The following is a 24,638-nucleotide window of genomic DNA, read 5'->3' as shown; positions in this document are numbered from 1 at the left end:
GGGCGCGTCGCCCGGGGCGTCGGGGCGGTGCTCCGCGGCGGACGCCACGACGGCCGCCGGGCCGGGCACGAGCGGGCGCCGGCGCGAGCGCATCATGAGGACGCGGTCGATGACGAAGCCGAGGGCGATGCCGAGCACGACGCCCGCCACCATGGCCAGCAGCGGCTCGTGCCCGAGCCACTGCGCGGCGACGAGGCCGATGAGCACCGAGTACAGGGCCCACGTCACCGCGGCGATCGCCGAGAACGCCATGAAGCGGCGGCGGGGGTAGCCGACGGCGCCGGCCGTCATGTTCACCGCGACCCGGCCGACGGGGATGTACCGCGCCGCGAGGATGAAGGACGCCCCGCGGTGCGCGAGCGCGCGCTCGGCCCAGGCGACGGCCTTGCGACCGCGCCGCGAGCGCAGGAAGCGCACGCGCTCGGTGCCGATCGACCGGCCGATGGCGAACGCGATCTGGTCACCGGTCCAGGCGCCGAGGGCGGCGATGAGCAGCACGAGGACGAGGTTCGGGGAACCCGTCGCGTGGGCCGACACCGCGAGCGTGATGATCACCGACTCGCTCGGGATGGGCGGGAAGAACCCGTCGATCGTCGCGAAGCCGAACAGCGCCGGGTAGATCCACGCGGACGCCGCGAGAGCGAGAATCCAGGTCTCCAGATTCTCCAGGAAGGTCGACACGGCCTCGGTCACGGGGTCCCTCTTCGTCGGCTGGCGGGAGAGCCAGGCTGGCGGTGGCGGACGGACGCTCGACGGTGGGAGCACCCGCCACAAGGTCCAGCCTACGGAGCGCGACCTCGTCGTCCATCAGGGTTTCCCCCGGTTTCACCCTGGGGAGGTCCGTCCTGACGCCGCGGTCGACCACGAGTCTCGCGGTCGTGATGGCGGCGCGTCGTCATCCCGACGAGGGAGATGGCCGCGGGCGGGCGTACACCGGGAGGACGAGCCGCTCGTGCCTCGGGCGTCAGCGGTCGGTGCCGGGGAGGCGCGCCTGGCCGAGCGTGGACGCGAGGGTGCGCAGGTCCGCGCCGTCGAGGTAGAGCTCGCCGCGCAGGTGGTCCGTCTCGTGCTGGACGATGCGCGCGGGCCAGCCGGTGAGCACCTCGTCGAGCGACGTGCCCGTCTCGTCCTGGCCCGTGAGCCGCACGGACCGTGCCCGCGTGCGCTCCGCCTGCCAGCCGTGGACGGACAGGCAGCCCTCGGTGAACGTCCGCGTCTCGTCGCCGACGGCCCGGTAGCGCGGGTTGACGAGGACCCGGTACGGCAGCGGGGGCCGCTCCCGGTCGTCGTCAACCGCGCCGCCGAGGCCCGGGTCCTCGACGACGGCGAGCGCGAGCCCGAGCCCGACCTGCGGCGCGGCGAGCCCGACGCCCGGCGCGGCGTGCATCGTCGTGCGCATCGCCACGAGCAGCGGCGCGAGCAGGTCGCCGAGCTGTCCCGCGTACGGGACGGCCGGCGTGCGCAGCACCGGGTGGCCGGCCTGCACGATCGGCAGGACGCCGCCGTCGAACGTGTCGAGGAGCTCGCGCACGTGGGCGCGCAGCGCCTCGTCCTCCCCGTGCCGCACGCTCACCGCCGGCCTCCCCGCGCGTGCCGGCTCACAGCGCGAGGCGCTCGCGCACGACGGCCGCGAGGTCGTTCGCGACGCCGTCCGCCTGCTGCTGCGTCGCCGCCTCGACCATCACGCGCACGAGCGGCTCGGTCCCGGACGGGCGCAGCAGCACGCGGCCCGTCTCGCCGAGCGTCGCCTCGGCGCGGGCGACCGCGTCGAGCAGCGCCTCGTCGGTCGCCGCGCGGGACTTGTCGACGCCGGAGACGTTGACGAGCGTCTGCGGGAGCCGCTCGACGACACCCGCCAGGTCCGCGAGCTTCTGGCCGGTCGCCTTGACGCGGGCCGCGAGCTGGAGCGCGGTGAGCACGCCGTCGCCGGTCGTGGCGTGCCGCGAGATGACGATGTGGCCGGACTGCTCGCCGCCGAGCCCGTAGCCGTGGGCCCGCATCTCCTCGAGGACGTAGCGGTCGCCGACGGCGGTCTGGACGGTGCGGATGCCGGCGCGGCGCATCGCGAGCAGGAGGCCGAGGTTGCTCATGACCGTGACGACGAGGGTGTCGTCCGGCAGCGCGCCCTCTTCCTTCAGCGCGAGCGCGAGCACGCCCATGATCTGGTCGCCGTCGACCACGGAGCCCCCGTGGTCCACCGCGATGCAGCGGTCGGCGTCGCCGTCGAACGCGACGCCGAAGTCGGCCTCCGAGGCGACGACGACGGCCTGCAGCTGCTCGGGGTGGTTGGACCCGCACGCGGCGTTGATGTTGTGGCCGTCGGGGCTCGCGTTGATGACGACGACGTCCGCACCGGCGGCGCGCAGCGCCTCGGGGCCGACGTCGCTCGCGGCACCGTTGGCGCAGTCGACGGCGATCCGCAGCCCGGCGAGCGGCTTGTGGTCCTCGTCGGCGCCGATGCTCGCCATGAGGTGCTCGACGTACGCGCCCGCGGCCTGGCCCCGGTCACGCGACAGGCGTCCCACGCCCTCGTGCGTCGGGCGGGACCACTCGCCGCCGAGCCGGTCCTCGATCGCGTCCTCGACGGCGTCGTCGAGCTTGACCCCGCCGCGCGCGAGGAACTTGATGCCGTTGTCCTGCATCGGGTTGTGCGACGCGGAGATCACGACGCCGAAGTCGACGTCGGTCGTGCTCGTCAGGTACGCGACCCCGGGGGTGGGCAGGACGCCCACGTCGCGCACGTCCACGCCGGCGCTCGCGAGGCCCGCGGCCACCGCGGCGCCGAGGAACTCGCCGGAGACGCGGGTGTCGCGCCCGATCACCGCGCGCGGGCGGTGGCCCTCCGGCCCGTCCGCGAGCACCCGCGCCGCGGCGACGCCGAGGTCGAGCGCGAGCTCGGCCGTGACGTGGCCGTTGGCGAGGCCTCGCACGCCGTCGGTCCCGAAGAGTCGTCCCATGGAAGTCCTTCCGTCACCGGGCCGCACGCCGACCGTACGACCACCTGCCCGCCGCGCACCAGAGCGCGGCGGCTACCCGTCTCGCAACGGCCGTCGGCCCCGGCGGACGTGTCCACCGGGGCCGACGGTCGTGCGGCGCTGGTCAGCGCTTGGAGTACTGCGGAGCCTTGCGGGCCTTCTTGAGACCGGCCTTCTTGCGCTCGACGACGCGCGCGTCGCGGGTCAGGAAGCCGGCCTTCTTCAGCGCGGGGCGGTTGCTCTCGGCGTCGATCGCGTTGAGCGCGCGAGCGATGCCGAGGCGCAGCGCGCCGGCCTGGCCGGAGGTGCCGCCGCCCGAGATGCGGGCGATGACGTCGAAGCGACCCTCGACGTCGACCAGCTTCAGCGGGGAGTTGACGAGCTGCTGGTGCACCTTGTTCGGGAAGTAGTCCTCGAGCGTGCGACCGTTGATCGTCCACTGGCCCGTGCCCGGCACGAGGCGGACGCGAGCGACCGCCTCCTTGCGACGGCCCAGGGCCTGGCCGGGGGCGGTGATGCTCTGGCCGCGGCCCGTGGGCGCGGCGCTCTCGGAGGTGTAGCTGCTGGGCGTCTCGTCACCCAGCGTGTCGGTGTCGACGGTGGTCTCGGCCACGGGTGTGTCCTCGCGTCTCTCTGTCGGCGTCGCCCGGGGGGCGATTACTGCGCGACCTGGGTGATCTCGAACGGCTTCGGCTGCTGCGCGGCGTGCGGGTGCTCGGCACCCGCGTACACCTTGAGCTTGCCGAACTGGGCGCGGCCGAGGCTCGTCTTGGGGAGCATGCCGCGCACGGCGCGCTCGACGGCGCGCTCGGGGTGCTTGTCGAGCAGGTCGCCGTAGGCGACGGCACGCAGACCACCCGGGTACCCGGAGTGGTTGTAGGCCATCTTCTGCTCGCGCTTGTTGCCGCTCAGGGCGACCTTGTCGGCGTTGATGACGATGACGAAGTCACCGCCGTCGACGTGCGGAGCGAAGGTCGGCTTGTGCTTGCCGCGCAGCAGCGTGGCCACGTGGCTGGCCAGGCGGCCCAGGACGACGTCGGTCGCGTCGATGACGTACCAGTCGCGCTGGATGTCGCCGGGCTTCGGGGTGAACGTACGCACGGTCGTAGCCTTCGTTTCTGTCAGTGTCTTCTTCGGCCGCTGAAGCGGGCGACCGAGAGGGCAGTGTCGTTGCGCGGCGGGCTCGGTCGACACCCGCTCCTGGGCCGGCAGCGAGTGGGCGCGCTAGCGACACGGGTGTCGTGAGAAGAGCACAACGACTCATCAGACTACCTGCGGCCGCCACCCCCGGTCAAAGCGGACGGCGCGGGCCCAGCGTGCCCGGGCCGCTCCCGCACGCACGCCGCGCAGCGCTCCGCGCGGCCGGCGTCCGCGCAGCCGGTGCAGAACAGCCGCAGGGTCCGGCACCCCGGGTCGGCGCAGTTGTCGTACCGGCCCGTCGCGGCACCGCACGCCGTGCAGCGCCCGAGCGGCGTCGACCCCGGTCCGAGCTCCACCTGCATGCGCCCGTCGAACACGTACAGCGAGCCGTCCCACAGGCCGTCCGCGCCGAACGCCTCCCCGTAGCGCACGACCCCGCCGTCGAGCTGGTAGACCTCCTCGAACCCGCGCGAGCGCAGAACCGCGGACAGCACCTCGCACCGCACGCCGCCCGTGCAGTACGTGACGACCGGCCGCTGCTTGAGGTCGTCGTAGCGCCCCGAGTCGATCTCCGCGACGAAGTCCCGCGTCGTCGCGACGTCCGGGACCACCGCTCCCCGGAAGCGGCCGATCGCCGCCTCGAACGCGTTGCGGCCGTCGAACATCACGACGTCGTCGCCGCGCTCGTCGACGAGGTCGTGCAGGCCCTGCGGGCTCAGGCGCGTCCCGCCGCCGACCACGCCGTGCTCGTCGACCTCGAGCTGCCCGGCCAGCCCGAACGCGACGAGCTCGGGCCGCACCTTGACCGACAGGCGTGGGAAGTCGTCGCCCGTGCCGTCCGACCACTTGACGTCGACGTCCGCGAAGCCGGGGTAGGTCCGCGTCGTCTTGACGTACTGCTTGAGGTCCTCGACCGTGCCGCCGAGCGTCGCGTTGATCCCGTGCTCGGCGACGATCACCCGTCCGCGCAGGTTCCAGCGCTCGGCGAGCGCGTGCTGCCACAGGCGCACGGCGTGCGGGTCCGGCAACTGGGTGAACGCGTAGAACAGCACGATCTTGTGGACGGCCATGCGCCCCAGGATAGGGACGCCCTCAGCGGACCCGGTCCACGCGCTCGACGTCCCACACCGGCTCGGGCGTCTCGACGACGCGCCCGTCCGCCCCGACCACGAGGAAGCGGTCGAACCTGCGCGCGAACCAGCGGTCGTGCGTCACGGCGAGGACGGTGCCCTCGAACGCCGCGAGGCCCGCCTCGAGCGCCTCGGCGGAGTGCAGGTCGAGGTTGTCCGTCGGCTCGTCGAGCAGCAGGAGCGTCGCGCCGTCGAGCTCGAGCAGGAGGATCCGGAACCGCGCCTGCTGGCCGCCCGAGAGCGTCTCGAAGCGCTGCTCCGCCTGGCCGACGAGGTCGTACCGGTCGAGCGCCCGGCTGGCCTGCTCGCGCCCCGTCCCGGCGCGGTGGCCCTCCCCGCGGTGGAGGATCTCGAGCAGCGTGCGGCCCCGCAGCCCCGGGTGGTCGTGGTTCTGGGCGAACCAGCCCGGCCGCACCCGCGACCCGAGGACCGCCCGTCCGGTGTGGGCGACCGGCGCGGGCACCGCCCCCGGGTCGTCGGGCACGGTCCCGGGCTCCGGGTCGCTGCCGCCCGCGGCGAGGAGCCGCAGCAGGTGCGACTTGCCCGAGCCGTTGGAGCCGAGGACCGCGACGCGCTCGCCGAAGAACACCTCGAGGTCGAACGGGCGCACGAGCCCGGTGAGCTCGAGCCCCTGGCACGTCACGGCGCGCTTCGCGGTGCGGCCGCCCGTGAGCCCGACCCGCACCCGCTGCTCGGGCGCGAGGGCCTCGGGCGGGCCGGCCTCCTCGAACTTGCGCAGGCGCGTGCGCGCCGCCTGGTAGCGGCTCGCGAGCCCGTCGTTGTACGCCGCCTTCGTCCTGAGGGTCCGCACGAGCTCGACGAGCTTGCGGTGCTCCTCGTCCCAGCGCCGCGCGAGCTCCGCGAGGCGCGCGCGCCGGTCCTCGCGGGCCTGCGCCCAGGTGGCGAAGCCGCCGCCGTGCACCCACACCGTGCCCCCGCTCGGCGTGGGCTCGATCGTCGCCACCTGCGTCGCCGTGCGCGCCAGCAGCTCGCGGTCGTGGGAGACGTAGAGCACCGACTTCGGCGACGCGACGAGGCGGTCCTCGAGCCAGCGCTTCGTCGGGACGTCGAGGGCGTTGTCCGGCTCGTCGAGGAGGAGCACCTGCTCGGGCCCGCCGAGCAGGGCCGTGAGCGCGAGCCGCTTCTGCTCGCCGCCCGACAGCGTGCGCAGGTCGCGCCACTGCGCGCGCTCGAACGGGACGGAGAGCACCTCGTCGGTGACCTGGTCCCACGCCGTCTCGGCGTCGTACCCGCCGACGTCGGCCCAGTCCGCGAGCGCTTGCGCGTACCGCATCTGCGCCACGGTGTCGTCGACGGTCATGACGTCGAGCTCCGCCGCGGCGAGCTCGAGCGCGGCCGCGCGGACCGCCGCCGGGGCGAGCTCGACGAGCAGGTCGCGCACCGTGCGGTCGTCGCCGTCGCGGGCCACCTGCTGGCGCATGACGCCGAGGCCGCCGCTGCGCACGACCGTCCCGCCGTGCGGGTCGAGCTCGCCCGTGACGATGCGCAGCAGCGTGGACTTGCCGACGCCGTTCGGCCCGACGAGCGCGACGCGCGCGCCGTCCGCGACGCGCAGGCTCACGCCGTCGAGGAGCGTGCGCCCGTCGGGCAGCTGGTACGTGACGCCGCTGATGTCGAGGTGTCCCACGGCCCCATCGTCGCGGCCCGGCGAGCCGCGGTCACGCTCTTTCCGGGATCGCGCACGTCGTGCTGCGGCGCGGCGCACGAGGTGCGACGGTGGGGGCATGAGCAACGACACCACGGCCACGAGCCCCGACCCGGAGACGGGGGCGGAGGGCGACACCAACCAGCTGCAGACCGAGGAGACCCTCCTCGACCGCGGTCTCGACGACGCGCTCGACGAGGGGTACTCGCCGCCGGAGCGCCCGCGCTCGAACCACTACGGCGAGACGGCGTGGGAGGAGGCGCACGGCGAGACGATCGACCAGAAGCTCGCGCAGGAGGAGCCCGAGGAGTGGGACCGCGACCCGCTCGAGCGGCCCGACGAGTCCCGCGCGGGCCGCCTCGTCGCCGACACGGACGCCCTCGACGGTCGCGCCAACGACACCTACGCGGAGGACGAGGGCATCTCCGGGGGCGCGTCGAGCGCCGAGGAGGCCGCGGTCCACGTCGTCGAGGAGCCGTGACCGCCGGGACGCCGCCGACGGCCGTGCAAGGTCAGGCCTCGTCGGCGGCGTCCCAGACGTCCTCCTCGTTGCGGACCGCGCGGATGCGCTCCGCGCGCTCCGCGAGCTCCGCGTCCGGCGGGTAGGTCACGGCCTCGAGGACCAGGCCGTGCGCGGGCACGACGCCGGCCCCGCCGTCGCGGCGCCGGCTCGCCAGGAGCGCGGCCGGCCAGGCCACGTCACGGCGCCCCTCCCCCACCGCGAGCGACGCGCCGACGAGCGCGCGGACCATGTTGTGGCAGAACGCGTCGGCGCGGACGTGCGCGACGACGAGCCCCGCGTCGGGACCGTCGGGCGGCCGCGACCACGACATGTGCTGGAGCTCGCGGATCGTCGTCGCGCCGGGCCGCGGCTTGCAGAAGGCGGCGAAGTCCCGGACCCCGAGGAGCGGGCGCACCGCCTCGTCCATCGCCGCGACGTCGAGCGGGCGGCGGTTCCACAGCGTCCACGCCCGCCGCAGCGGGTCACGCAGCCCGGCGTCGTCCGCGACGCGGTACGTGTAGGCGCGGTGCAGCGCCGAGAAGCGCGCGTCGAACCCGGGCGGGGCGACCGTCGCGCGGTGCACCACGACGTCGGGCGGGAGCACCCCGCCGAGCCGCGCGACGAGCGCGTCCCCGGGCGAGCGGTCCGACCGGCCGGGCAGCGCGGCCCACTGTGCCGGCATGAGGTCGACGTGCGCGACCTGGCCGCGCGCGTGCACGCCGGCGTCGGTCCGCCCGGCGACCGTCAGGCGCGGCGGGTCGCCGCGCAGCAGCGTGGCGAGGCCGTCCTCGATCGCGCCCTGGACCGTGCGCAGCCCGGGCTGGCGGGCCCAGCCCGCGAACGCCGTGCCCTCGTACGACAGGTCGAGCCGCACGCGCACCGCGCCAGCCTCCGTCCCGTGCGGGGCGGCTGGGAGAAGGTTCGGCACGTCGGTCACGGGCACTCACGGTAGCGGCCGGTCGTGCGGGCCGTCCCCCGGCGTGCGTACGCTGCCGCGCATGACCACCGACCCGCGCACGCTCGCCGTCGACTGCGGCGGCGGCGGGATCAAGGCGAACGTCCTCGACTCGTCGGGCACCGCGCACGCCGCGCCCGTCCGCGTCCCCACGCCCTATCCCCTGCCGCCCGAGCTGCTCGTCGAGACCGTCGCCGACATCGCGGCGCGGCTGCCCGCCGCGGACCGCGTGACGGTGGGCATGCCGGGGATGATCCGGCGCGGCGTGGTCGTGCACACGCCGCACTACGTGACGCGCAGCGGGCCGCGCTCGCGCGTCGACCCGGCCCTCGTCGAGGCGTGGACGAGCTTCGACGTGCAGGCCGCGGTCGCGCGGCGGCTCGGCGTCCCGGCGCTCGTGCTCAACGACGCCGAGGTGCACGGCGCCGGCGTCGTCGCGGCGTCCGGGCTCGAGCTCGTGCTCACGCTCGGCACCGGGCTCGGCTCCGCCCTCTTCCACGGCGGCCGGATCGCGCCGCACCTGGAGTGGTCGCACGCGCCCGTGCGCCGCGGGACGACGTACGACGAGTACGTCGGCGAGCCGGAACGGCGCCGGCTCGGCAACGCGCTGTGGTCGCGCCGCGTCCTCGCCGTCGTGGACGGGCTGCGGCCGGTGTTCTGGTGGGACCGGCTCTACCTCGGCGGCGGCAACGCACGGCTCGTCACGCCGACCGTGCTGGACCGGCTCGGGGACGACGTCGTCGTCGTGCCGAACTCCGCGGCGCTCGTCGGCGGCGCCCGCGCGTGGGACCTACCGCCGTCCTGACGCCGCCGGCTTTTTCTCCCGTCCCCGGCGGGAGGCACCCGGCGCGGGCACGTGCGCGAGGGAGCGCTCGACGTCGGCGACCGCCTCGAGCAGCACGCGCGAGAACCGGACCGGCTGGTCGAGGCTCACGAGGTGGCGCGCGCCGGGGACGACGACGAGCCGCGCGGGCGCCCCGCCGCGACGTGCCGCCGCCAGGAACGACCGCTCGCCGGTGCGGAAGTGGTCCCACCGGCCGTTGACGAGCCACACCGGGCTGTCCGTCGACGCGAGGGCCGTCAGGGGGTCCGCCCGCCCCATCTCGCGCAGGATCGCGCTCATGACCTCGAGCGCGAACCCGCCCGCCGCGAGGTCGGCCGCGGCCTGCGGGGACATCGCGCGGTCGACGAGCGCCTGGTTGAGAGCGGCACCGCCGTCGGGGAAGCGCTCGATGCGCCGGGCGGCGAGGAGCCACGCGCTCCGCAGCCGCGTGGTGGGCGCCGTCGAGCAGCTCGCGGCGACGAGGCCCAGGACGGCCTCGGGCCGCCGCGCCCGGGCCTCGACGGCCACGTAGCCCCCGAGCGACAGCCCGACGACGACCGCCCGGCCGCCCAGGTCGTCCACGCCTTGCAGGACCGCGTCGACGGCGGAGTCGAGCGTGAACTCCTCGCCGCGGCGCGCCCCGTGCCCGGGCAGGTCCACCGCGAGGGCGGGCACGCCGGCACGAGCGAGCGCCTCCTCCTGCGCGCGCCACATCGTGCGCGACGTGCGAGAGCCGTGCACGAGGACCACGGGCGGACGAGACGGGGTGTCACCGGGCTGCACGTTCCGACCCTAGGAGGTCCCTCGACGTCGTGCACGGGAACGGTGTCCTCGGCGCCGCGGACCCACCGTCGACGCTCCCCGTGCCGTCGACGCCGACCCACCGCCGCGCACCCGGGCGGGGACGACGGCGGGCCCGGAACCGTGCGGTTCCGGGCCCGTCGTGCATGGAGCGGGAGGCTCAGGACTCCTTGGCCTCGTCAGCCTTTTCGTCCGTGGCGGGCGCGTCCTCGACGGGCGCGTCCTCGACCGTGGTGTCCTCGACCGGGGCGTCCTCGACGGGCGCGTCCTCGACCTTGGCGTCGGCCTTCTTCGCCGGCTTGTCGGCCTTCTTCTTGCTCGCCTTCTCCGCGGCCTTCTCCGCCTCGCGGACGACGGCCTGCTTCGGGCTCACCGGCTCGGTGACGAGCTCGATGACCGCCAGGGGCGCGTTGTCGCCCTTGCGCGTCCCGACCTTCGTGATGCGCGTGTAGCCACCGTTGCGCTCCGCCATCTGGGGGGCGATCTCGGTGAACAGCGCGTGCACCACGGACTTGTCGCGCACGACGCGCAGGACGCGACGACGCGCGTGGAGGTCACCGCGCTTGGCGAACGTGATGAGGCGCTCGGCCAGCGGACGCAGGCGCTTCGCCTTCGTCTCGGTGGTCGTGATGCGGCCGTGCTCGAACAGCTGCGTGGACAGGTTCGCGAGGATCAGACGCTCGTGAGCCGGGCCACCGCCGAGCCGCGGGCCCTTGGTGGGGGTAGGCATGGGATGTGCTCCTTGGGAAGTGATCGCGTCCGGGGGCCTGTCCCGGCCGCGCTGAAGGTGTGGGAGTCGCTGGCCGCCGGCTCAGTACTGCTGCTCGGTGTCCGAGTACGTCGGCTCGTCGTCGTCGCCCTCGTAGTACGACGCGGCCGACGGGTCGAAGTCGAGCGGCGAGTCCTTGAGGGACAGGCCGAGCTCGGCGAGCTTCTCCTTGACCTCGTTGATGGACTTCGCACCGAAGTTGCGGATGTCCAGCAGGTCCGCCTCGCTGCGCGCGACCAGCTCGCCCACCTGGTGGATGCCCTCGCGCTTGAGGCAGTTGTACGAGCGGATCGTGAGGTTGAGCTCCTCGATCGGCAGCGCGAGGTCCGCGGCGAGCGCGGCGTCCGTCGGCGACGGGCCGATCTCGATGCCCTCGGCCTCGACGTTGAGCTCGCGGGCCAGCCCGAACAGCTCGACGAGCGTCTTGCCCGCGGACGCGAGGGCGTCGCGCGGCGAGATCGCCGGCTTCGTCTCGACGTCGACGACGAGCTTGTCGAAGTCGGTGCGCTGCTCGACACGGGTCGCCTCGACCTTGTACGTCACCTTGAGGACCGGCGAGTAGATCGAGTCGACCGGGATGCGGCCGATCTCGGCGTCGAACGTCTTGTTCTGCGCCGCGGAGACGTAGCCGCGGCCGCGCTCGACGGTGAGCTCGATCTCGAGCTTGCCCTTGTCGTTCAGGGTGGCGATGTGCAGGTCCGGGTTGTGGACCTCCACGCCCGCCGGCGGGACGATGTCCGCAGCGGTGACCGCGCCAGCGCCCTGCTTGCGCAGGTACATCACGACGGGCTCGTCGTTCTCCGAGGAGACGACGAGGTTCTTGATGTTGAGGATGATCTCGGTGACGTCCTCCTTGACACCCGGCACGGTGGTGAACTCGTGGAGCACACCGTCGATCCGGATGGAGGTCACCGCCGCGCCCGGGATGGACGACAGCAGCGTGCGACGCAGCGAGTTGCCGAGCGTGTAGCCGAAGCCCGGCTCCAGCGGCTCGATGGAGAAGCGCGAACGGTTCTCCGCGATGACCTCTTCGGTCAAGGTGGGGCGCTGTGCGATCAGCACTGGTGGTTTCCTTTCGGTGAGCGTCCGCCATATGACGCTGCACGGTTCAGGGCGAGGTGCGCGCCTGCGGCGCGCGGCTCCCGGACAGGACTCGGTCCACCCGGCCGGGAAGTGAGGGCGTGGCCGTCGGGGCGAGGGCGCCCGGACGGACCGGTGCCGCCGACGGGCACCGGCACGCTCGAGGCGCCCCGGGCCCGTCGACGGCTCCCGCCGACGGTGTCGTCAGACGCGGCGACGCTTCGGCGGACGGCAGCCGTTGTGCGCCTGCGGCGTCACGTCCTGGATCGAGCCGACCTCGAGGCCCGTGGCCTGGAGCGAGCGGATCGCGGTCTCGCGGCCGGAGCCGGGGCCCTTGACGAAGACGTCGACCTTCTTCACGCCGTGCTCCTGGGCGCGACGCGCGGCCGCCTCGGCGGCGAGCTGCGCGGCGAACGGCGTCGACTTGCGCGAGCCCTTGAAGCCCACGTGGCCGGCCGAGGCCCACGAGATCACGGCGCCCGTCGGGTCCGTGATCGAGACGATCGTGTTGTTGAAGGTGCTCTTGATGTGCGCCTGGCCGTGGGGGACGTTCTTCTTGTCCTTGCGGCGCGGCTTGCGCGAGCCGGAGGCGGCGCGAGTCTTGGGAGGCATGTGCTGGTTCTCTCCTGGTCTGAGGTGGTCGGACCGCGGCGGCGGGCGGCTCGCTGCTGAGCGCGCGCCCGGGCCCGCACGGCGGACTGCTGCTTAGCGGGCCTTCTTCTTGCCGGCCACGGTGCGCTTCGGGCCCTTGCGGGTGCGCGCGTTGGTCTTCGTGCGCTGACCGCGCACGGGAAGGCCGCGGCGGTGGCGCAGCCCCTGGTAGGTGCCGATCTCGACCTTGCGGCGGATGTCGGCGGCCACCTCACGACGGAGGTCACCCTCGAGCTTGAAGTTGCCCTCGAGGTAGTCACGCAGCGCGACGAGCTCGGCGTCGCCGAGGTCCTTCACGCGCAGGTCCGGGCTGATGCCGGTCGCGGACAGCGTCTGCTGCGCGCGGGTACGGCCGACGCCGAAGATGTAGGTGAGCGCCACCTCGAGCCGCTTGTCGCGGGGGAGGTCGACGCCGATGAGACGTGCCATGTGCCTTTCGGCTCCTCGTGCTTCGTTCGGAGGTCTCCCGCACCGCCTCCCGCGTCAGCCGCGGGCCCCGGCCTCCGAGCCGGGGGTTCCCCTGCCGCCTGCGCCGCGGAGCGGCGGTGGGGCAGGTTCGTGGTGGTGCGCTGGCGGGCACCCGCCGTCGGCGGGTCACCCTGGTGATCCGGCCTGGAGGCCGTCACCCGTGGCGCAGGGCCGGGCTCAGCCCTGGCGCTGCTTGTGCCGCAGGTTGTCGCAGATCACCATGACGCGACCGTGCCGGCGGATCACCTTGCACTTGTCGCAGATCTTCTTGACGCTCGGCTTGACCTTCATCAGTGTTCCCTCAGTGGTGCTCCGACCCCGTGCGCGACCGACCGGGCGTGCCCGGGCGGTCCGGTGTCGGGGGCTGGTGAGTGGTGGACGCGTGGCGACTACTTGTAGCGGTAGACGATGCGGCCGCGGGACAGGTCGTACGGGCTGAGCTCCACCACGACGCGGTCCTCGGGGAGGATCCGGATGTAGTGCTGACGCATCTTGCCCGAGATGTGCGCGAGCACCTTGTGGCCGTTGGCCAGCTCCACGCGGAACATCGCGTTCGGCAGGGCCTCGACCACGCTGCCCTCGATCTCGATGACACCGTCCTTCTTTGCCATGTCCTCCGCTAACTCTCGTCTGAACTGCTCTGCCTCCGCGCGCGCGGGACTCGCCCGTGCACGTGGATCGTCGTGTGGAGCCGCGCGTCGACCCCGGCGACCCCGACCCGACGGTCGGCGAGCCGGGCGCGTCGGACAGCACGGACTACACCCAACGGTCTATCCTACGGCATCCGGCAAGGGTCGTGAAACCCGGGCGTGTCGCACCTGGCAGGCGGTCAGACCGCCAGCGGCGCGATCTCGACGCCGCGGGCGGCGAGCTCCTGCGCCCCGCCGTCGACCGCCGTGAGCACCCAGATGCCGTCCTCGAGGATCGCGACGCTGTGCTCCCAGTGCGCGGAGCGCGACCCGTCGTCGGTCACGACCGTCCAGTCGTCCTCGCAGACCTGCGTGAGGTGCTCGCCGCGCGTGAGCATCGGCTCGATGGCGAGGCACATCCCGGGGCGCAGCCGCGGCCCCCGCTCGCGCGTGCGGTGGTTCGGCACGTCCGGCGGCTGGTGCATGGCCGACCCGATGCCGTGGCCGACGTACTCCTCGACGATCCCGTAGACGACGCCGGCACCGGTCCCGGACGCCCGGACCGAGTCCTCGATCGCGGCGCCCACGCCGCCGAGCCGCTCGCTCGTGGCGAGCGCCGCGATCCCGTCCCACATGGCCCGGCGCGTCGCCTCGACGAGCGCCTCGTCCGCGGGGTCGGCGTCCCCGAGGACGAACGACGTCGCGGAGTCACCGTGCCACCCGTCCACGACGGCGCCGCAGTCGACCGACACGACGTCGCCGGCGCGCAGCTCGCGCGGCCCCGGGATGCCGTGCACGACCTCGTCGTTCACGGAGACGCAGAGCGTGGCCGGGTAGCCCTCGTACCCGAGGAACGACGGCGTCGCGCCCGCGTCCGCGATGACCGCGGCGGCGAGCTCGTCGAGGTCACCGGTCGTCATGCCGGGACGGACGGCGCTGCGGACCGTCTCCAGCGCCTGGGCGACGACGAGACCCGCCCGCCGCATGGCGCGCACCTGGTCGTGCGTCTTGTACTCGATGCGCTCGCGACCGAACACCGTGCTCCCACTCCCCCGACCCGCGTCGCGGGCGGCTCGCCGCCGCCCGGCCGACAGCAGGCGTCAGCCGACCGCCGGCGCGAGCGCGGCGACGACGCGCTCCGTGACGTCCTCGATCTCGCCGATCCCGTCGACGCGCGCGAGCAGCCCGCGCTCGGCGTATGCGGCGGTGAGCGGTGCGGTCTGCTCCTCGTAGATGTCGAGGCGGCGCGCGATGGCCTCCGCGGTGTCGTCCTCGCGGCCCTCGATCTCGGCGCGGCGCGCGAGGCGGGCGAGCAGCTCGTCACGGTCCGCCGTGAGCTCCACGACGCCGTCGAGCGACCAGCCGAGGTCGGCGAGGATCGTGTCGAGCTCGGTCACCTGGGCGGCGTTGCGCGGGTACCCGTCGAGGATGAAGCCGCGCGCGGTGTCGTCCTGCGCCAGGCGGTCGCGGACCATCGCGTTCGTCACGGAGTCCGGGACGAGCTCGCCCTTCGCCGTGTACTCCTGCGCCAGCCGGCCCAGCTCGGTGCCGCCCTTGATGTTGGCGCGGAAGATGTCGCCCGTCGAGATCGCGGGGACGTCGAGCCGCTCGGCGAGCCGTGCCGCCTGGGTCCCCTTGCCGGCGCCCTGGGGGCCCATGATGACCAGGCGGGCGTGGCTCGGGGTGCTGGGGGCGTTGCTCAACGGAGGAACCCTTCGTAGTGGCGCTGCTGCAGCTGGGAGTCGATCTGCTTGACCGTCTCCAGGCCGACGCCCACCACGATGAGGATCGAGGAGCCACCGAACGGGATGTTCGTGCTCACGCCGAGCCCGATGAGGACCAGCGTCGGCAGGAGGGCGACGAGCGCGAGGTAGATGGAGCCCGCGGACGTGATGCGGGTGATGACGTAGTCGAGGTACTCGGCGGTCGGGCGACCGGCGCGGATGCCCGGGATGAAGCCGCCGTACTTCTTCATGTTGTCCGCGACCTCGTCCGGGTTGAACGTGATCGCCGTGTAGAAGAAGCAGAAGAACAGGATCATCACGACGTAGAGCGCGATGTGCAGCGGCGCCGCCGGGTCCGCGAGGTTCGTGCTGATCCACACGACCCAGCCCGCGGTCTGGTCGCCGAACTGCGCGATGAGGCCCGGGACCGCGAGCAGCGAGGCCGCGAAGATCACCGGGATGATGCCCGCCATGTTGATCTTGATCGGGATGTAGGTGCTCGAGCCGCCGTACATGCGCCGGCCGACCATGCGCTTCGCGTACTGCACCGGGATGCGGCGCTGCGACTGCTCGACGAACACCACGAGGCCGATGACGAGGACGATCACCGCGATCATGATGATGAAGTTCGTGACGCCGTTCGCGCCGCCCGCGATCGACCACAGGGCGGTCGGGAAGCTGGCCGCGATCGACGTGAAGATGAGCAGCGACATGCCGTTGCCGACGCCGCGCTCGGTGATGAGCTCGCCGAGCCACATGATGAGGCCGGTGCCCGCGGTCATCGTGATGACCATGAGGGCGAGCGTGACGAAGCTGCCGTCGGGGATCACGTCGACCGAGCAGCCCTGGAAGAGCAGGCCGTTGCGCGCCGTCGTGATGACGGTCGTCGACTGGAGGATCGCGAGCGCGATCGTCAGGTAGCGGGTGTACTGCGTGAGCTTCGCCTGCCCCGACTGGCCCTCCTTGTGCAGGGCCTCGAAGCGAGGGATGACCACGCGCAGGAGCTGCACGATGATGCTCGCGGTGATGTACGGCATGATGCCGAGCGCGAAGATCGACAGCTGGAGCAGGGCTCCGCCGCTGAACAGGTTGACCAGGCCGAGCAGGTCGTTGTTCTGCGACTCGGCGATGCACTGCTGCACGTTGGGGTAGTCCACGCCCGGCGTGGGGATGAACGAGCCCACCCGGAAGATCGCCATGATCGCGATCGTGAACAGCAGCTTGCGCCGCAGGTCAGGCGTCCGGAAAGCCCGGGCGAATGCGCTGAGCACCTATCCTCCTGGCCCGCCGAGGCGGGAAGTCGTGTCGCCGGGAGGCCCGGCGAGGTGTGACGCACGGCACCGGCGCCAAGAGGCACCCTAACCGTTGCGCCGCGTCGTACGGCAATCCGGTCCGCCGAGCGGGCGGCGGACCGAGCGGAAGTCTAGTCGCGCCCCGCTGCCGCCAGGGACGCGCCGTGGTGGGGCCCACGGGCCCCCAGACGCGGACGGGGCCGACGGCGCGTGCGCGCCACCGGCCCCGTCCGTCGGTGTCAGTCCTCGGAGACCGAGCCGCCCGCCGCGAGGATCTTCTCGCGGGCCGAGCCCGAGAGGGCGTCGACCGCGACCTCGAGCTTGACGGTGATCTCTCCCGTGCCCAGCACCTTCACCGGCTGGCCCTTGCGGACCGCGCCCTTCGCGACGAGGTCCTCGACGGTGACGGAGCCACCCTCGGGGTACAGCGCCGCGAGCTTGTCCAGGTTGACGACCTGGTACTCGGTGCGGAACGGGTTCTTGAAGCCGCGCAGCTTCGGCAGGCGCATGTGCAGAGGCATCTGCCCGCCCTCGAAGCGCTCGGGGACCTGGTAGCGAGCCTTCGTACCCTTGGTACCGCGGCCCGCCGTCTTGCCCTTCGACGCCTCACCGCGACCCACGCGGGTCTTGGCCTTCTTGGCGCCGGGGGCCGGACGCAGGTGGTGGACCTTCAGCGTGCCGCCGGCACCCTGCTCGGTCTCGGCCGCCTTCGTCTGCGGAGCCTCGGCGGTCTTCTTCGTGGCCTTCTCAGCCATCGTCACTCGACCTCCTCAACGGTGACGAGGTGCGCCACCGTCGCGACCATGCCGCGGATCTCCGGGCGGTCCTCCTTCACGGCGGTGTCGCCGATCCGCTTGAGGCCCAGAGTGCGCAGCGTGTCGCGCTGGTTCTGCTTGCCGCCGATGGCGGACTTCTTCTGGGTCACCTTGAGCCTGGCCATCAGGCGCTCACCCCCGCAGCACGGGCACGCAGGAGCGCGGCCGGGGCCACGTCCTCGAGCGCGAGACCACGGCGCGCGGCGACAGCCTCGGGCTGCTCCAGGCCGCGCAGGGCCTCGACGGTCGCGTGCACGATGTTGATCGCGTTGGACGAGCCGAGCGACTTGCTCAGCACGTCGTGGATGCCCGCGCACTCCAGCACGGCGCGCACCGGACCACCGGCGATCACACCGGTACCCGGCGAGGCCGGACGGAGGAAGACGACGCCGGCGGCGGCCTCACCCTGGATGGGGTGCGGGATGGTGCCCTGGATGCGCGGGACCTTGAAGAAGTTCTTCTTGGCCTCCTCGACACCCTTGGCGATCGCCGCGGGCACCTCCTTCGCCTTGCCGTAGCCGACGCCGACGGTGCCGTCGCCGTCGCCCACCACGACGAGCGCGGTGAAGCTGAAGCGGCGGCCGCCCTTGACGACCTTGGCGACGCGGTTGATGGTGACGACGCGCTCGACGAAGGCGTTCTTCTCGGCTGCGTCGCCGCGGCGACCGTCACGGCGGTTGTCACGACGGTTGTCGCGGCCCCCGCGGGCGTTCTGGTCGCTCGACTCGTTGGCGGCACCCGTGGGGGCGCCGGTGTTGCTGCGCTGCCCTGCAGCCATCAGAGGATCCTTTGCTTCCGTGTACGGATGGTCGACGTCGTCACAGGGCCAGACCGCCCTCGCGGGCGCCGTCGGCGACCGCAGCGACCCGACCGTGGTACTTGTTGCCACCGCGGTCGAACACGACGGAGTCGACGCCCTTGGCCTTCGCACGCTCGGCGACGAGCTCGCCGACCCGACGGGCCTTGGCGCTCTTGTCGCCGTCGAGCGCACGCAGGTCCGCCTCGAGCGACGAGGCCGACGCGAGGGTCTGACCGATCGTGTCGTCGACGACCTGGGCCGTGATGTGACGCGTGGAGCGCGTGACCACGAGGCGCGGACGCGCGGCGGTCCCCTTGATCTTCTTGCGCAGGCGCAGGTGGCGGCGCTGACGCGCGACGGCCTTGCCCTTGCCGAGAACCTTCAGAGCCATCGTTACTTACCAGCCTTTCCGACCTTGCGGCGGACGACCTCGCCGGCGTAACGCACACCCTTGCCCTTGTACGGCTCGGGCTTGCGGATCTTGCGGATGTTCGCCGCGACCTCGCCGACCTGCTGCTTGTCGATGCCGGAGACCGAGAACTTCGTCGGGCTCTCGACCGCGAACGTGATGCCCGCCGGCGGCGAGACGACCACCGGGTGGCTGAAGCCGAGGGCGAACTCGAGGTCCGAGCCCTTGGCCGTCACGCGGTAACCGGTGCCGACGATCTCGAGCTTCTTCTCGTAGCCCTGCGTCACACCCTGGACGATGTTCGCCAGCAGGGTGCGCGTGAGGCCGTGCAGCGAGCGGGACTCGCGCTCGTCGTCCGGGCGCGACACCACGAGCGTGGCGTCCTCCTGGGCGACCTGGATGGGGGCGGGCACGCGGTGCTCGAGAGAGCCCTTGGGGCCCTTCACGGTCACGAGCGCGCCGCTGATGGTGACGTCCACGCCGGCCGGGACCGGAACGGGGAGCTTGCCGATTCGAGACATTGGCGTATCTCCTTTCCGGGTTACCAGACGTAGGCGAGGACTTCGCCGCCCACGCCCTTCGTGGCGGCCTGCTTGTCCGTGAGGAGGCCGGAGGACGTGGACAGGATCGCCACGCCGAGGCCGCCCAGGACCTTGGGCAGGTTGGTGGACTTCGCGTAGACGCGCAGGCCGGGCTTCGACACGCGGCGCACGCCGGCAAGGCTGCGCTCACGGTTCGGGCCGAACTTGAGCTGGATGGTGAGCGTCTTGCCCACCCTCGCGTCCTCGACGCTCCAGCCGGCGATGTAGCCCTCGGCCTGGAGGATCTCAGCGATGTGCGACTTCAGCTTCGAGTGCGGCATGGACACCGTCTCGTGGTAGGCCGAGTTCGCGTTGCGCAGACGCGTCAGCATGTCTGCGATCGGGTCGGTCATCGTCATCGGGCTTCAGCCCTTCCTCGCCGGGGTATCCCGGCGGGACCGCGCCGTGGCGCGCGTCCCGCCGGGACCTGCGACGTAGTTGTTACCAGCTGCTCTTGGTGACGCCGGGAAGCTCACCACGGTGTGCCATCTCGCGCAGGCAGATGCGGCACAGGCCGAACTTGCGGTACACCGAGTGCGGACGACCGCACCGCTGGCACCGGGTGTAGGCGCGGACCGCGAACTTCGGCTTGGCGGCCGCCTTGTTGATCAGGGCCTTCTTCGCCATGTCAGTTCTCCTTGAAGGGGAAACCGAGACGGCGCAGCAGGGAGCGGCCCTCGTCGTCGGTCGTCGCCGTGGTCACGATCGTGATGTCCATGCCGCGGACACGGTCGATCTTGTCCTGGTCGATCTCGTGGAACATCGACTGCTCCGTGAGGCCGAACGTGTAGTTGCCGTGGCCGTCGAACTGCTTCGGCGACAGGCCGCGGAAGTCACGGATGCGCGGCAGGGCGATCGACAGGAGACGGTCGAGGAACTCCCACATGCGGTCGCCGCGCAGCGTGACGTGCGCACCGATCGGCATGCCCTCGCGCAGCTTGAACTGCGCGATGGACTTGCGGGCCTTCGTCACCTGCGGCTTCTGGCCGGTGATCGCGGACAGGTCGCGGATGGCGCCCTCGATGAGCTTCGAGTCCTTGGCCGCGTCACCGACACCCATGTTCACGACGATCTTCGTGACGCGGGCGACCTGGTTGACGTTCTCGTGCCCGAACTCCTCGCGCAGGCCGGCGACGATCTCGTCGCGGTAGCGCTGCTTGAGGCGCGGGACCTCGGGGGCTGCGATATCGGTGCTCATCAGATGTCCTTACCGGAGCGCTTGGCGACGCGCACGCGAACGATGCGCTTGCGGCCGTCACGCTCGACCTCTTCGGTGCGGTACCCGACGCGGGTCCCCTTCTTGGTCTCCGGGTCGACGACCATCACGTTGCTGACGTGGATCGGCGCCTCGACGGTCTCGATGCCACCGGTCCGCGTGCCGCGCTGCGACTGGCCGACCTTGGTGTGCTTCGTGATGCGCTGCACGCCCTCGACCACGACGCGGTCGCGGTCGGTGAGGACCTCGAGCACACGACCCTGCTTGCCACGGTCCTTGCCCGCGATGACGACCACGAGGTCGCCCTTCTTGATCTTCGCCATGGTCAGAGCACCTCCGGAGCCAGCGAGATGATCTTCATGAACCGCTTGTCGCGCAGCTCACGGCCGACGGGGCCGAAGATGCGCGTGCCGCGCGGCTCGCCGTCGTTCTTGAGGATCACGGCCGCGTTCTCGTCGAACTTGATGTAGGAACCGTCCGGACGACGGCGCTCCTTGGCGGTGCGGACGACGACGGCCTTGACCACGTCGCCCTTCTTGACGTTGCCGCCCGGGATCGCGTCCTTGACGGTTGCGACGATGACGTCGCCGATTCCGGCGTAGCGACGGCCCGAGCCACCGAGAACGCGGATGCAGAGGATCTCCTTGGCACCCGTGTTGTCGGCGACACGAAGTCGCGACTCCTGCTGGATCATGTATGTACTCCTGTCGTCGAGCCGGTTCTCGCCCGGGGGCGAGCCTTGCCGAACGGATAGCTGTCAGTGCCGGGTCCCTCGCGGGTGAACCGGCCAGGTCGGCGGCGGACCGTCGTCCTGTCCTCACTGGTTGCCGCGCCGGGGGCGCGGCACGAGAGCGGTCGCGGCGGGCGGAGCGTGCCGCCCGCCACGACCGAAGCCTGTCGGCGAACCGTCAGACCTTACTTGGCCTTCTCGAGGATCTCCACCAGGCGCCACCGCTTGGTCGCGGACAGCGGGCGGGTCTCCATGATCACGACAAGGTCCCCGACGCCGGCGGTGTTCTGCTCGTCGTGCGCCTTGACCTTGCTCGTGCGCCGGATGACCTTGCCGTAGAGCGGGTGCTTGACCCGGTCCTCGACCTCGACCACCACGGTCTTGTCCATCTTGTCGCTCACGACGTAGCCGCGGCGCGTCTTGCGGTAGGCGCGCGGCGCGGCGGCGGCGTCCTCCACAGGAACGTTCGTTGCGTTCTCGCTCATTCCAGCCTCACTCACTCGGCGCTCGGCGCAGTACGGATACCGAGCTCGCGCTCACGCAGGATCGTGTAGATCCGCGCGATGTCGCGACGGACGGCCTTGAGGCGCCCGTGGCTCTCCAGCTGGCCGGTGGCCGACTGGAAGCGGAGGTTGAAGAGCTCCTCCTTGGCCTTCTTCAGCTCGGCGACGAGCTTCTCGTCGTCGAAGGCGTCCAGGTCGGTGGGGGCGAGCCCCTTCGTTCCGACAGCCATCAGTTGCCACCACCCTCGCGCACCACGAAACGGCACTTCATCGGGAGCTTGTGGATCGCGCGGCGCATCGCCTCGCGGGCCAGGGGCTCCGGGACACCGGCCAGCTCGAAGACGATGCGGCCGGGCTTGACGTTGGCGACCCACCACTCGGGCGAGCCCTTACCCGAACCCATGCGGGTCTCGGCGGGCTTCTTGGTCAGCGGACGGTCCGGGTAGATGTTGATCCAGACCTTGCCGCCACGCTTGATGTGGCGGGTCATCGCGATACGAGCAGCCTCGATCTGCCGGTTCGTGACGTACGCCGGCTCGAGAGCCTGGATGCCGTACTCGCCGAACGAGATCTGCGTGCCACCCTTCGCCGCGCCGGAGCGCGACGGGTGGTGCTGCTTGCGGTGCTTGAGCCTGCGCGGGATCAGCATGACTCAGGCCTCCGTTCCGGTCTCAGGGGCCTGCTGAGCGGGCTCCGCGGCCGGGGCCTGCTCGGCGGCCGGCGCCTCGGGAGCAGCGCTCCGCTCGGCCGAACGCTCGGGACGACGCCCGCCACGACGGTCGCCGCCGCGCTCGCCGCGCGGGCCGCCACGGCCCTGGCGGGGAGCGGCGGTCGCCTGCTGGGCGGCCCACTCCTTCTCCGTGATGTCGCCCTTGTAGATCCACACCTTCACGCCGATCCGGCCGAAGGTGGTGCGGGCCTCGAAGAAGCCGTAGTCGATGTTCGCGCGCAGCGTGTGCAGCGGCACACGACCCTCGCGGTAGAACTCAGACCGGCTCATCTCCGCGCCGCCGAGGCGGCCCGAGACCTGCACCCGGATGCCCTTCGCGCCGGCGCGCTGCGCGGACTGGATGCCCTTGCGCATGGCCCGACGGAACGAGACGCGGCTCGCGAGCTGCTCGGCGATGCCCTGGGCCACGAGCTGCGCGTCGATCTCCGCGTTCTTGACCTCGAGGATGTTGAGCTGCACCTGCTTGCCCGTGAGCTTCTCGAGCTCGCCGCGGATGCGGTCGGCCTCGGCGCCGCGGCGGCCGATGACGATGCCCGGGCGCGCCGTGTGGATGTCCACGCGGACGCGGTCGCGGGTGCGCTCGATCTCGACCTTGGAGATGCCGGCGCGCTCGAGACCGGTGCTCATGAGCTTGCGGATCTGGACGTCCTCACGGACGTAGTCGCGGTACCGCTGTCCGGGCTTGGTGCTGTCGGCGAACCAGCGCGACCGGTGGTCGGTGGTGATGCCGAGGCGGTACCCGTGCGGGTGAACCTTCTGTCCCACTATCGGGCACTTCCCTTCGTGTTCTCACGCGGAGCGAGCACCACCGTGATGTGGCTGGTGCGCTTGAGGATGCGGTTCGCACGACCCTGGGCACGCGGGCGGAAACGCTTGAGGGTCGGACCCTCGTCGACGAACGCCTCACGCACGACGAGCTCCTGCTCCTCGAACGCGACGCTCGCGCGGTCGGCCTTCACCCGGGCGTTGGCGATGGCGCTCTCCACGACCTTGCGGACGGGCTCGCTCGCCGCCTGCGGTGCGAACTTCAGCACCGCGACGGCCTCGGAGGCCTGCTTGCCACGGATGAGGTCCACGACGCGCCGGGCCTTCTGGGGCGTGACACGGACGAACCGCGCCTGCGCCTTGGCTTCCATTGCTGTCCTGCCTTCTTGTCTTGTGACCGTCAGGAGCACGTCACTGCTTGTCTCGCGGGCCGGAGCCCACGAGTCAGCGGCGACGGCCCTTCTTGTCGTCCTTCACGTGGCCGCGGAAGGTCCGCGTGGGAGCGAACTCGCCGAGCTTGTGGCCGACCATCGACTCGGTGACGAACACCGGCGTGTGCTTGCGGCCGTCGTGCACGGCGAAGGTGTGACCGAGGAAGTCGGGCGTGATGACCGACCGACGGGACCAGGTCTTGATGACGTTCTTGGTCCCCTTCTCGTTCTGAGCGTCCACCTTCTTCTGCAGGTGGCCGTCGACGAAGGGGCCCTTCTTCAGGCTACGAGGCATGTCTCCAGGCTCCTATCAGCGCTTCTTGCCGGTACGACGGCGACGCACGATCAGCTTGTCGCTCGGCTTGTTGGGGCGGCGGGTACGACCCTCCGGCTGGCCCCAGGGGCTCACCGGGTGGCGACCACCGGAGGTCTTGCCCTCACCACCACCGTGCGGGTGGTCGATCGGGTTCATCGCGACACCGCGGACGGTCGGGCGCTTGCCCTTCCAGCGCATGCGGCCGGCCTTGCCCCAGTTGATGTTCGACTGCTCGGCGTTGCCCACCTCGCCGACCGTCGCGCGGCAGCGCAGGTCGACGTTGCGGATCTCGCCGGACGGCATGCGCAGCTGCGCGTACGGGCCGTCCTTGGCGACGAGCTGCACCGACGCACCGGCCGAGCGGGCGATCTTCGCACCGCCACCGGGCTTGAGCTCGATGGCGTGGATGACCGTACCGGTCGGGATGTTGCGCAGCGGCAGGTTGTTGCCGGGCTTGATGTCGGCACCGGCGCCGTTCTCGACGACGTCGCCCTGCTTGAGCTTGCTCGGCGCGACGATGTAGCGCTTCTCGCCGTCCGCGTAGTGCAGGAGCGCGATGCGGGCCGTGCGGTTGGGGTCGTACTCGATGTGAGCGACCTTGGCCGGCACGCCGTCCTTGTCGTGGCGACGGAAGTCGATGACGCGGTACGCGCGCTTGTGGCCACCACCCTTGTGGCGGGTGGTGATGCGGCCGGAGCTGTTGCGGCCACCGCTCTTGGAGAGCGGGCGGACCAGAGA

37 protein-coding genes are annotated in these 24,638 nt (G+C 72.1%); 2 read left to right on the top strand and 35 right to left on the bottom strand.

Annotated features, from left to right (window positions below):
* From JZ5iCDA_RS06355 to JZ5iCDA_RS06325, 7 genes are all read right to left on the bottom strand, one after another.
* On the bottom strand, positions 1-693 hold a 693-nt coding region (locus JZ5iCDA_RS06355; protein ID WP_083259728.1), incomplete at its 3' end, for a DedA family protein.
* A 271-nt stretch (positions 694-964) separates the two neighbouring features.
* Positions 965-1,573, bottom strand: coding sequence for a peptide deformylase (locus JZ5iCDA_RS06350; protein WP_069386398.1), 609 nt, complete (start codon positions 1,571-1,573; stop codon positions 965-967).
* Between the two features lie 25 nt (positions 1,574-1,598).
* Positions 1,599-2,957: a phosphoglucosamine mutase gene (gene glmM / locus JZ5iCDA_RS06345; RefSeq protein WP_069386397.1), complete on the bottom strand. Its 1,359-nt coding sequence runs from the start codon at positions 2,955-2,957 to the stop codon at positions 1,599-1,601.
* 142 nt (positions 2,958-3,099) lie between these two features.
* Entirely contained in the window at positions 3,100-3,588 is a 489-nt protein-coding gene (gene rpsI, locus JZ5iCDA_RS06340) for a 30S ribosomal protein S9 (RefSeq protein ID WP_069386396.1), read from the bottom strand.
* 44 nt (positions 3,589-3,632) lie between these two features.
* Positions 3,633-4,076, bottom strand: a complete 444-nt coding sequence (gene rplM / locus JZ5iCDA_RS06335; RefSeq protein ID WP_069386395.1) for a 50S ribosomal protein L13 — start codon at positions 4,074-4,076, stop codon at positions 3,633-3,635.
* Positions 4,077-4,243: 167 nt separating this feature from the next.
* Positions 4,244-5,185, bottom strand: coding sequence for an oxygen-dependent tRNA uridine(34) hydroxylase TrhO (gene trhO / locus JZ5iCDA_RS06330; RefSeq protein WP_083259727.1), 942 nt, complete (start codon positions 5,183-5,185; stop codon positions 4,244-4,246).
* A gap of 22 nt (positions 5,186-5,207) precedes the next feature.
* Positions 5,208-6,893 carry an ABC-F family ATP-binding cassette domain-containing protein gene (locus tag JZ5iCDA_RS06325; protein WP_069386394.1) on the bottom strand — a complete coding sequence of 562 codons (1,686 nt, stop codon included), beginning with the start codon at positions 6,891-6,893 and terminating at the stop codon, positions 5,208-5,210.
* Positions 6,894-6,990: 97 nt separating this feature from the next.
* Between JZ5iCDA_RS06325 and JZ5iCDA_RS06320 the strand changes: the two genes are divergently transcribed.
* The gene (locus JZ5iCDA_RS06320) at positions 6,991-7,392 is read left to right on the top strand and encodes a DUF5709 domain-containing protein (RefSeq protein WP_069386393.1); all 402 of its coding nucleotides are present in this window, start codon (positions 6,991-6,993) and stop codon (positions 7,390-7,392) included.
* A gap of 31 nt (positions 7,393-7,423) precedes the next feature.
* Here JZ5iCDA_RS06320 and truA read toward each other — a convergent pair whose 3' ends face one another.
* A complete protein-coding gene (gene truA / locus JZ5iCDA_RS06315) occupies positions 7,424-8,350 on the bottom strand; it encodes a tRNA pseudouridine(38-40) synthase TruA (RefSeq protein ID WP_253181980.1) in 927 nt (308 codons plus the stop codon).
* Positions 8,351-8,411: 61 nt separating this feature from the next.
* Here truA and JZ5iCDA_RS06310 point away from each other — a divergent pair, with 61 nt between their 5' ends.
* Positions 8,412-9,173: an ROK family protein gene (locus tag JZ5iCDA_RS06310; protein WP_069386392.1), complete on the top strand. Its 762-nt coding sequence runs from the start codon at positions 8,412-8,414 to the stop codon at positions 9,171-9,173.
* Here JZ5iCDA_RS06310 and JZ5iCDA_RS06305 read toward each other — a convergent pair.
* The 27 genes from JZ5iCDA_RS06305 to rplB form a co-directional block, all read right to left on the bottom strand.
* A complete protein-coding gene (locus JZ5iCDA_RS06305; protein ID WP_253181979.1) occupies positions 9,159-9,941 on the bottom strand; it encodes an alpha/beta fold hydrolase in 783 nt (260 codons plus the stop codon). The genes JZ5iCDA_RS06310 and JZ5iCDA_RS06305 overlap by 15 nt on opposite strands.
* A 211-nt stretch (positions 9,942-10,152) precedes the next feature.
* Entirely contained in the window at positions 10,153-10,722 is a 570-nt protein-coding gene (gene rplQ, locus JZ5iCDA_RS06300) for a 50S ribosomal protein L17 (protein ID WP_069386391.1), read from the bottom strand.
* An 81-nt stretch (positions 10,723-10,803) separates the two neighbouring features.
* Positions 10,804-11,823 carry a DNA-directed RNA polymerase subunit alpha gene (locus JZ5iCDA_RS06295; protein ID WP_069386390.1) on the bottom strand — a complete coding sequence of 340 codons (1,020 nt, stop codon included), beginning with the start codon at positions 11,821-11,823 and terminating at the stop codon, positions 10,804-10,806.
* A 222-nt stretch (positions 11,824-12,045) separates the two neighbouring features.
* Positions 12,046-12,453, bottom strand: coding sequence for a 30S ribosomal protein S11 (rpsK, locus tag JZ5iCDA_RS06290; protein ID WP_069386389.1), 408 nt, complete (start codon positions 12,451-12,453; stop codon positions 12,046-12,048).
* Positions 12,454-12,546: 93 nt separating this feature from the next.
* On the bottom strand, positions 12,547-12,921 hold the full coding sequence (gene rpsM / locus JZ5iCDA_RS06285) for a 30S ribosomal protein S13 (RefSeq protein ID WP_069386388.1): 375 nt from the start codon (positions 12,919-12,921) through the stop codon (positions 12,547-12,549).
* 216 nt (positions 12,922-13,137) lie between these two features.
* Positions 13,138-13,251, bottom strand: coding sequence for a 50S ribosomal protein L36 (gene rpmJ, locus JZ5iCDA_RS06280; RefSeq protein ID WP_003956441.1), 114 nt, complete (start codon positions 13,249-13,251; stop codon positions 13,138-13,140).
* Positions 13,252-13,349: 98 nt separating this feature from the next.
* Positions 13,350-13,571 (bottom strand): translation initiation factor IF-1, encoded by a 222-nt coding sequence (gene infA / locus JZ5iCDA_RS06275; RefSeq protein ID WP_012867920.1) that lies wholly within the window; start codon positions 13,569-13,571, stop codon positions 13,350-13,352.
* Between the two features lie 218 nt (positions 13,572-13,789).
* On the bottom strand, positions 13,790-14,626 hold the full coding sequence (map, locus tag JZ5iCDA_RS06270; RefSeq protein ID WP_069386387.1) for a type I methionyl aminopeptidase: 837 nt from the start codon (positions 14,624-14,626) through the stop codon (positions 13,790-13,792).
* A gap of 63 nt (positions 14,627-14,689) precedes the next feature.
* Positions 14,690-15,247, bottom strand: a complete 558-nt coding sequence (locus JZ5iCDA_RS06265; RefSeq protein WP_069386386.1) for an adenylate kinase — start codon at positions 15,245-15,247, stop codon at positions 14,690-14,692.
* 41 nt (positions 15,248-15,288) lie between these two features.
* Positions 15,289-16,584 (bottom strand): preprotein translocase subunit SecY, encoded by a 1,296-nt coding sequence (secY, locus tag JZ5iCDA_RS06260; RefSeq protein WP_069386385.1) that lies wholly within the window; start codon positions 16,582-16,584, stop codon positions 15,289-15,291.
* 260 nt (positions 16,585-16,844) lie between these two features.
* Entirely contained in the window at positions 16,845-17,360 is a 516-nt protein-coding gene (gene rplO / locus JZ5iCDA_RS06255; RefSeq protein ID WP_253181978.1) for a 50S ribosomal protein L15, read from the bottom strand.
* 2 nt (positions 17,361-17,362) lie between these two features.
* Positions 17,363-17,545: a 50S ribosomal protein L30 gene (gene rpmD / locus JZ5iCDA_RS06250; RefSeq protein ID WP_069386384.1), complete on the bottom strand. Its 183-nt coding sequence runs from the start codon at positions 17,543-17,545 to the stop codon at positions 17,363-17,365.
* Entirely contained in the window at positions 17,545-18,198 is a 654-nt protein-coding gene (gene rpsE / locus JZ5iCDA_RS06245; RefSeq protein ID WP_069386383.1) for a 30S ribosomal protein S5, read from the bottom strand. Before rpsE ends, rpmD begins: the two co-directional genes overlap by 1 nt.
* Before the next feature lie 40 nt (positions 18,199-18,238).
* Positions 18,239-18,610, bottom strand: coding sequence for a 50S ribosomal protein L18 (rplR, locus tag JZ5iCDA_RS06240; protein WP_069386382.1), 372 nt, complete (start codon positions 18,608-18,610; stop codon positions 18,239-18,241).
* A gap of 2 nt (positions 18,611-18,612) precedes the next feature.
* Entirely contained in the window at positions 18,613-19,149 is a 537-nt protein-coding gene (gene rplF / locus JZ5iCDA_RS06235) for a 50S ribosomal protein L6 (protein WP_069386381.1), read from the bottom strand.
* A 20-nt stretch (positions 19,150-19,169) separates the two neighbouring features.
* Positions 19,170-19,568, bottom strand: coding sequence for a 30S ribosomal protein S8 (rpsH, locus tag JZ5iCDA_RS06230; protein WP_069386380.1), 399 nt, complete (start codon positions 19,566-19,568; stop codon positions 19,170-19,172).
* Between the two features lie 82 nt (positions 19,569-19,650).
* On the bottom strand, positions 19,651-19,836 hold the full coding sequence (locus JZ5iCDA_RS06225; protein WP_069386379.1) for a type Z 30S ribosomal protein S14: 186 nt from the start codon (positions 19,834-19,836) through the stop codon (positions 19,651-19,653).
* Position 19,837: 1 nt separating this feature from the next.
* Entirely contained in the window at positions 19,838-20,407 is a 570-nt protein-coding gene (rplE, locus tag JZ5iCDA_RS06220; protein ID WP_069386378.1) for a 50S ribosomal protein L5, read from the bottom strand.
* Positions 20,407-20,748 (bottom strand): 50S ribosomal protein L24, encoded by a 342-nt coding sequence (gene rplX / locus JZ5iCDA_RS06215; protein ID WP_069386377.1) that lies wholly within the window; start codon positions 20,746-20,748, stop codon positions 20,407-20,409. Before rplX ends, rplE begins: the two co-directional genes overlap by 1 nt.
* Before the next feature lie 2 nt (positions 20,749-20,750).
* A complete protein-coding gene (rplN, locus tag JZ5iCDA_RS06210) occupies positions 20,751-21,119 on the bottom strand; it encodes a 50S ribosomal protein L14 (RefSeq protein ID WP_021480431.1) in 369 nt (122 codons plus the stop codon).
* A gap of 221 nt (positions 21,120-21,340) precedes the next feature.
* Entirely contained in the window at positions 21,341-21,640 is a 300-nt protein-coding gene (rpsQ, locus tag JZ5iCDA_RS06205; RefSeq protein WP_069386376.1) for a 30S ribosomal protein S17, read from the bottom strand.
* 11 nt (positions 21,641-21,651) lie between these two features.
* Positions 21,652-21,888, bottom strand: coding sequence for a 50S ribosomal protein L29 (rpmC, locus tag JZ5iCDA_RS06200; RefSeq protein ID WP_069386375.1), 237 nt, complete (start codon positions 21,886-21,888; stop codon positions 21,652-21,654).
* Complete coding sequence (gene rplP, locus JZ5iCDA_RS06195) at positions 21,888-22,307, bottom strand: 50S ribosomal protein L16 (RefSeq protein ID WP_069386374.1); 420 nt, start codon at positions 22,305-22,307, stop codon at positions 21,888-21,890. Before rplP ends, rpmC begins: the two co-directional genes overlap by 1 nt.
* A gap of 3 nt (positions 22,308-22,310) precedes the next feature.
* Positions 22,311-23,153, bottom strand: a complete 843-nt coding sequence (rpsC, locus tag JZ5iCDA_RS06190; RefSeq protein WP_069386373.1) for a 30S ribosomal protein S3 — start codon at positions 23,151-23,153, stop codon at positions 22,311-22,313.
* Complete coding sequence (gene rplV / locus JZ5iCDA_RS06185; protein ID WP_069386372.1) at positions 23,153-23,524, bottom strand: 50S ribosomal protein L22; 372 nt, start codon at positions 23,522-23,524, stop codon at positions 23,153-23,155. The genes rpsC and rplV overlap by 1 nt, the downstream gene beginning before the upstream one ends.
* 73 nt (positions 23,525-23,597) lie before the next feature.
* Positions 23,598-23,879: a 30S ribosomal protein S19 gene (gene rpsS, locus JZ5iCDA_RS06180; RefSeq protein ID WP_047233813.1), complete on the bottom strand. Its 282-nt coding sequence runs from the start codon at positions 23,877-23,879 to the stop codon at positions 23,598-23,600.
* 15 nt (positions 23,880-23,894) lie between these two features.
* Positions 23,895-24,638: 50S ribosomal protein L2 (rplB, locus tag JZ5iCDA_RS06175; protein WP_069386371.1), on the bottom strand; the 744-nt coding region annotated here is incomplete at its 5' end.

This window comes from Cellulosimicrobium cellulans (assembly GCF_001722485.1).
Classification (GTDB): Bacteria; Actinomycetota; Actinomycetes; order Actinomycetales; family Cellulomonadaceae; genus Cellulosimicrobium; species Cellulosimicrobium cellulans_A.
The sequence above is the reverse complement of the archived record's forward strand: the minus strand, read 5'-3'. Positions and strand labels throughout refer to the sequence as shown.

Bases quoted from the DNA above. Each gene is read 5' to 3' on its own strand.
- glmM (WP_069386397.1), bottom strand. From the start codon at position 2,957: ATGGGACGACTCTTCGGGACCGACGGCGTGCGAGGCCTCGCCAACGGC.
- trhO (WP_083259727.1), bottom strand. From the start codon at position 5,185: ATGGCCGTCCACAAGATCGTGCTGTTCTACGCGTTCACCCAGTTGCCG.
- JZ5iCDA_RS06320 (WP_069386393.1), top strand. From the start codon at position 6,991: ATGAGCAACGACACCACGGCCACGAGCCCCGACCCGGAGACGGGGGCG.
- JZ5iCDA_RS06310 (WP_069386392.1), top strand. From the start codon at position 8,412: ATGACCACCGACCCGCGCACGCTCGCCGTCGACTGCGGCGGCGGCGGG.
- rplQ (WP_069386391.1), bottom strand. From the start codon at position 10,722: ATGCCTACCCCCACCAAGGGCCCGCGGCTCGGCGGTGGCCCGGCTCAC.
- rpsK (WP_069386389.1), bottom strand. From the start codon at position 12,453: ATGCCTCCCAAGACTCGCGCCGCCTCCGGCTCGCGCAAGCCGCGCCGC.
- rpsM (WP_069386388.1), bottom strand. From the start codon at position 12,921: ATGGCACGTCTCATCGGCGTCGACCTCCCCCGCGACAAGCGGCTCGAG.
- rpmJ (WP_003956441.1), bottom strand. From the start codon at position 13,251: ATGAAGGTCAAGCCGAGCGTCAAGAAGATCTGCGACAAGTGCAAGGTG.
- infA (WP_012867920.1), bottom strand. From the start codon at position 13,571: ATGGCAAAGAAGGACGGTGTCATCGAGATCGAGGGCAGCGTGGTCGAG.
- JZ5iCDA_RS06265 (WP_069386386.1), bottom strand. From the start codon at position 15,247: ATGGGCCCCCAGGGCGCCGGCAAGGGGACCCAGGCGGCACGGCTCGCC.
- rplO (WP_253181978.1), bottom strand. From the start codon at position 17,360: ATGGCTGAGAAGGCCACGAAGAAGACCGCCGAGGCTCCGCAGACGAAG.
- rpmD (WP_069386384.1), bottom strand. From the start codon at position 17,545: ATGGCCAGGCTCAAGGTGACCCAGAAGAAGTCCGCCATCGGCGGCAAG.
- rpsE (WP_069386383.1), bottom strand. From the start codon at position 18,198: ATGGCTGCAGGGCAGCGCAGCAACACCGGCGCCCCCACGGGTGCCGCC.
- rplR (WP_069386382.1), bottom strand. From the start codon at position 18,610: ATGGCTCTGAAGGTTCTCGGCAAGGGCAAGGCCGTCGCGCGTCAGCGC.
- rplF (WP_069386381.1), bottom strand. From the start codon at position 19,149: ATGTCTCGAATCGGCAAGCTCCCCGTTCCGGTCCCGGCCGGCGTGGAC.
- rpsH (WP_069386380.1), bottom strand. From the start codon at position 19,568: ATGACGATGACCGACCCGATCGCAGACATGCTGACGCGTCTGCGCAAC.
- JZ5iCDA_RS06225 (WP_069386379.1), bottom strand. From the start codon at position 19,836: ATGGCGAAGAAGGCCCTGATCAACAAGGCGGCCGCCAAGCCGAAGTTC.
- rplE (WP_069386378.1), bottom strand. From the start codon at position 20,407: ATGAGCACCGATATCGCAGCCCCCGAGGTCCCGCGCCTCAAGCAGCGC.
- rplX (WP_069386377.1), bottom strand. From the start codon at position 20,748: ATGGCGAAGATCAAGAAGGGCGACCTCGTGGTCGTCATCGCGGGCAAG.
- rplN (WP_021480431.1), bottom strand. From the start codon at position 21,119: ATGATCCAGCAGGAGTCGCGACTTCGTGTCGCCGACAACACGGGTGCC.
- rpsQ (WP_069386376.1), bottom strand. From the start codon at position 21,640: ATGAGCGAGAACGCAACGAACGTTCCTGTGGAGGACGCCGCCGCCGCG.
- rpmC (WP_069386375.1), bottom strand. From the start codon at position 21,888: ATGGCTGTCGGAACGAAGGGGCTCGCCCCCACCGACCTGGACGCCTTC.
- rplP (WP_069386374.1), bottom strand. From the start codon at position 22,307: ATGCTGATCCCGCGCAGGCTCAAGCACCGCAAGCAGCACCACCCGTCG.
- rplV (WP_069386372.1), bottom strand. From the start codon at position 23,524: ATGGAAGCCAAGGCGCAGGCGCGGTTCGTCCGTGTCACGCCCCAGAAG.
- rpsS (WP_047233813.1), bottom strand. From the start codon at position 23,879: ATGCCTCGTAGCCTGAAGAAGGGCCCCTTCGTCGACGGCCACCTGCAG.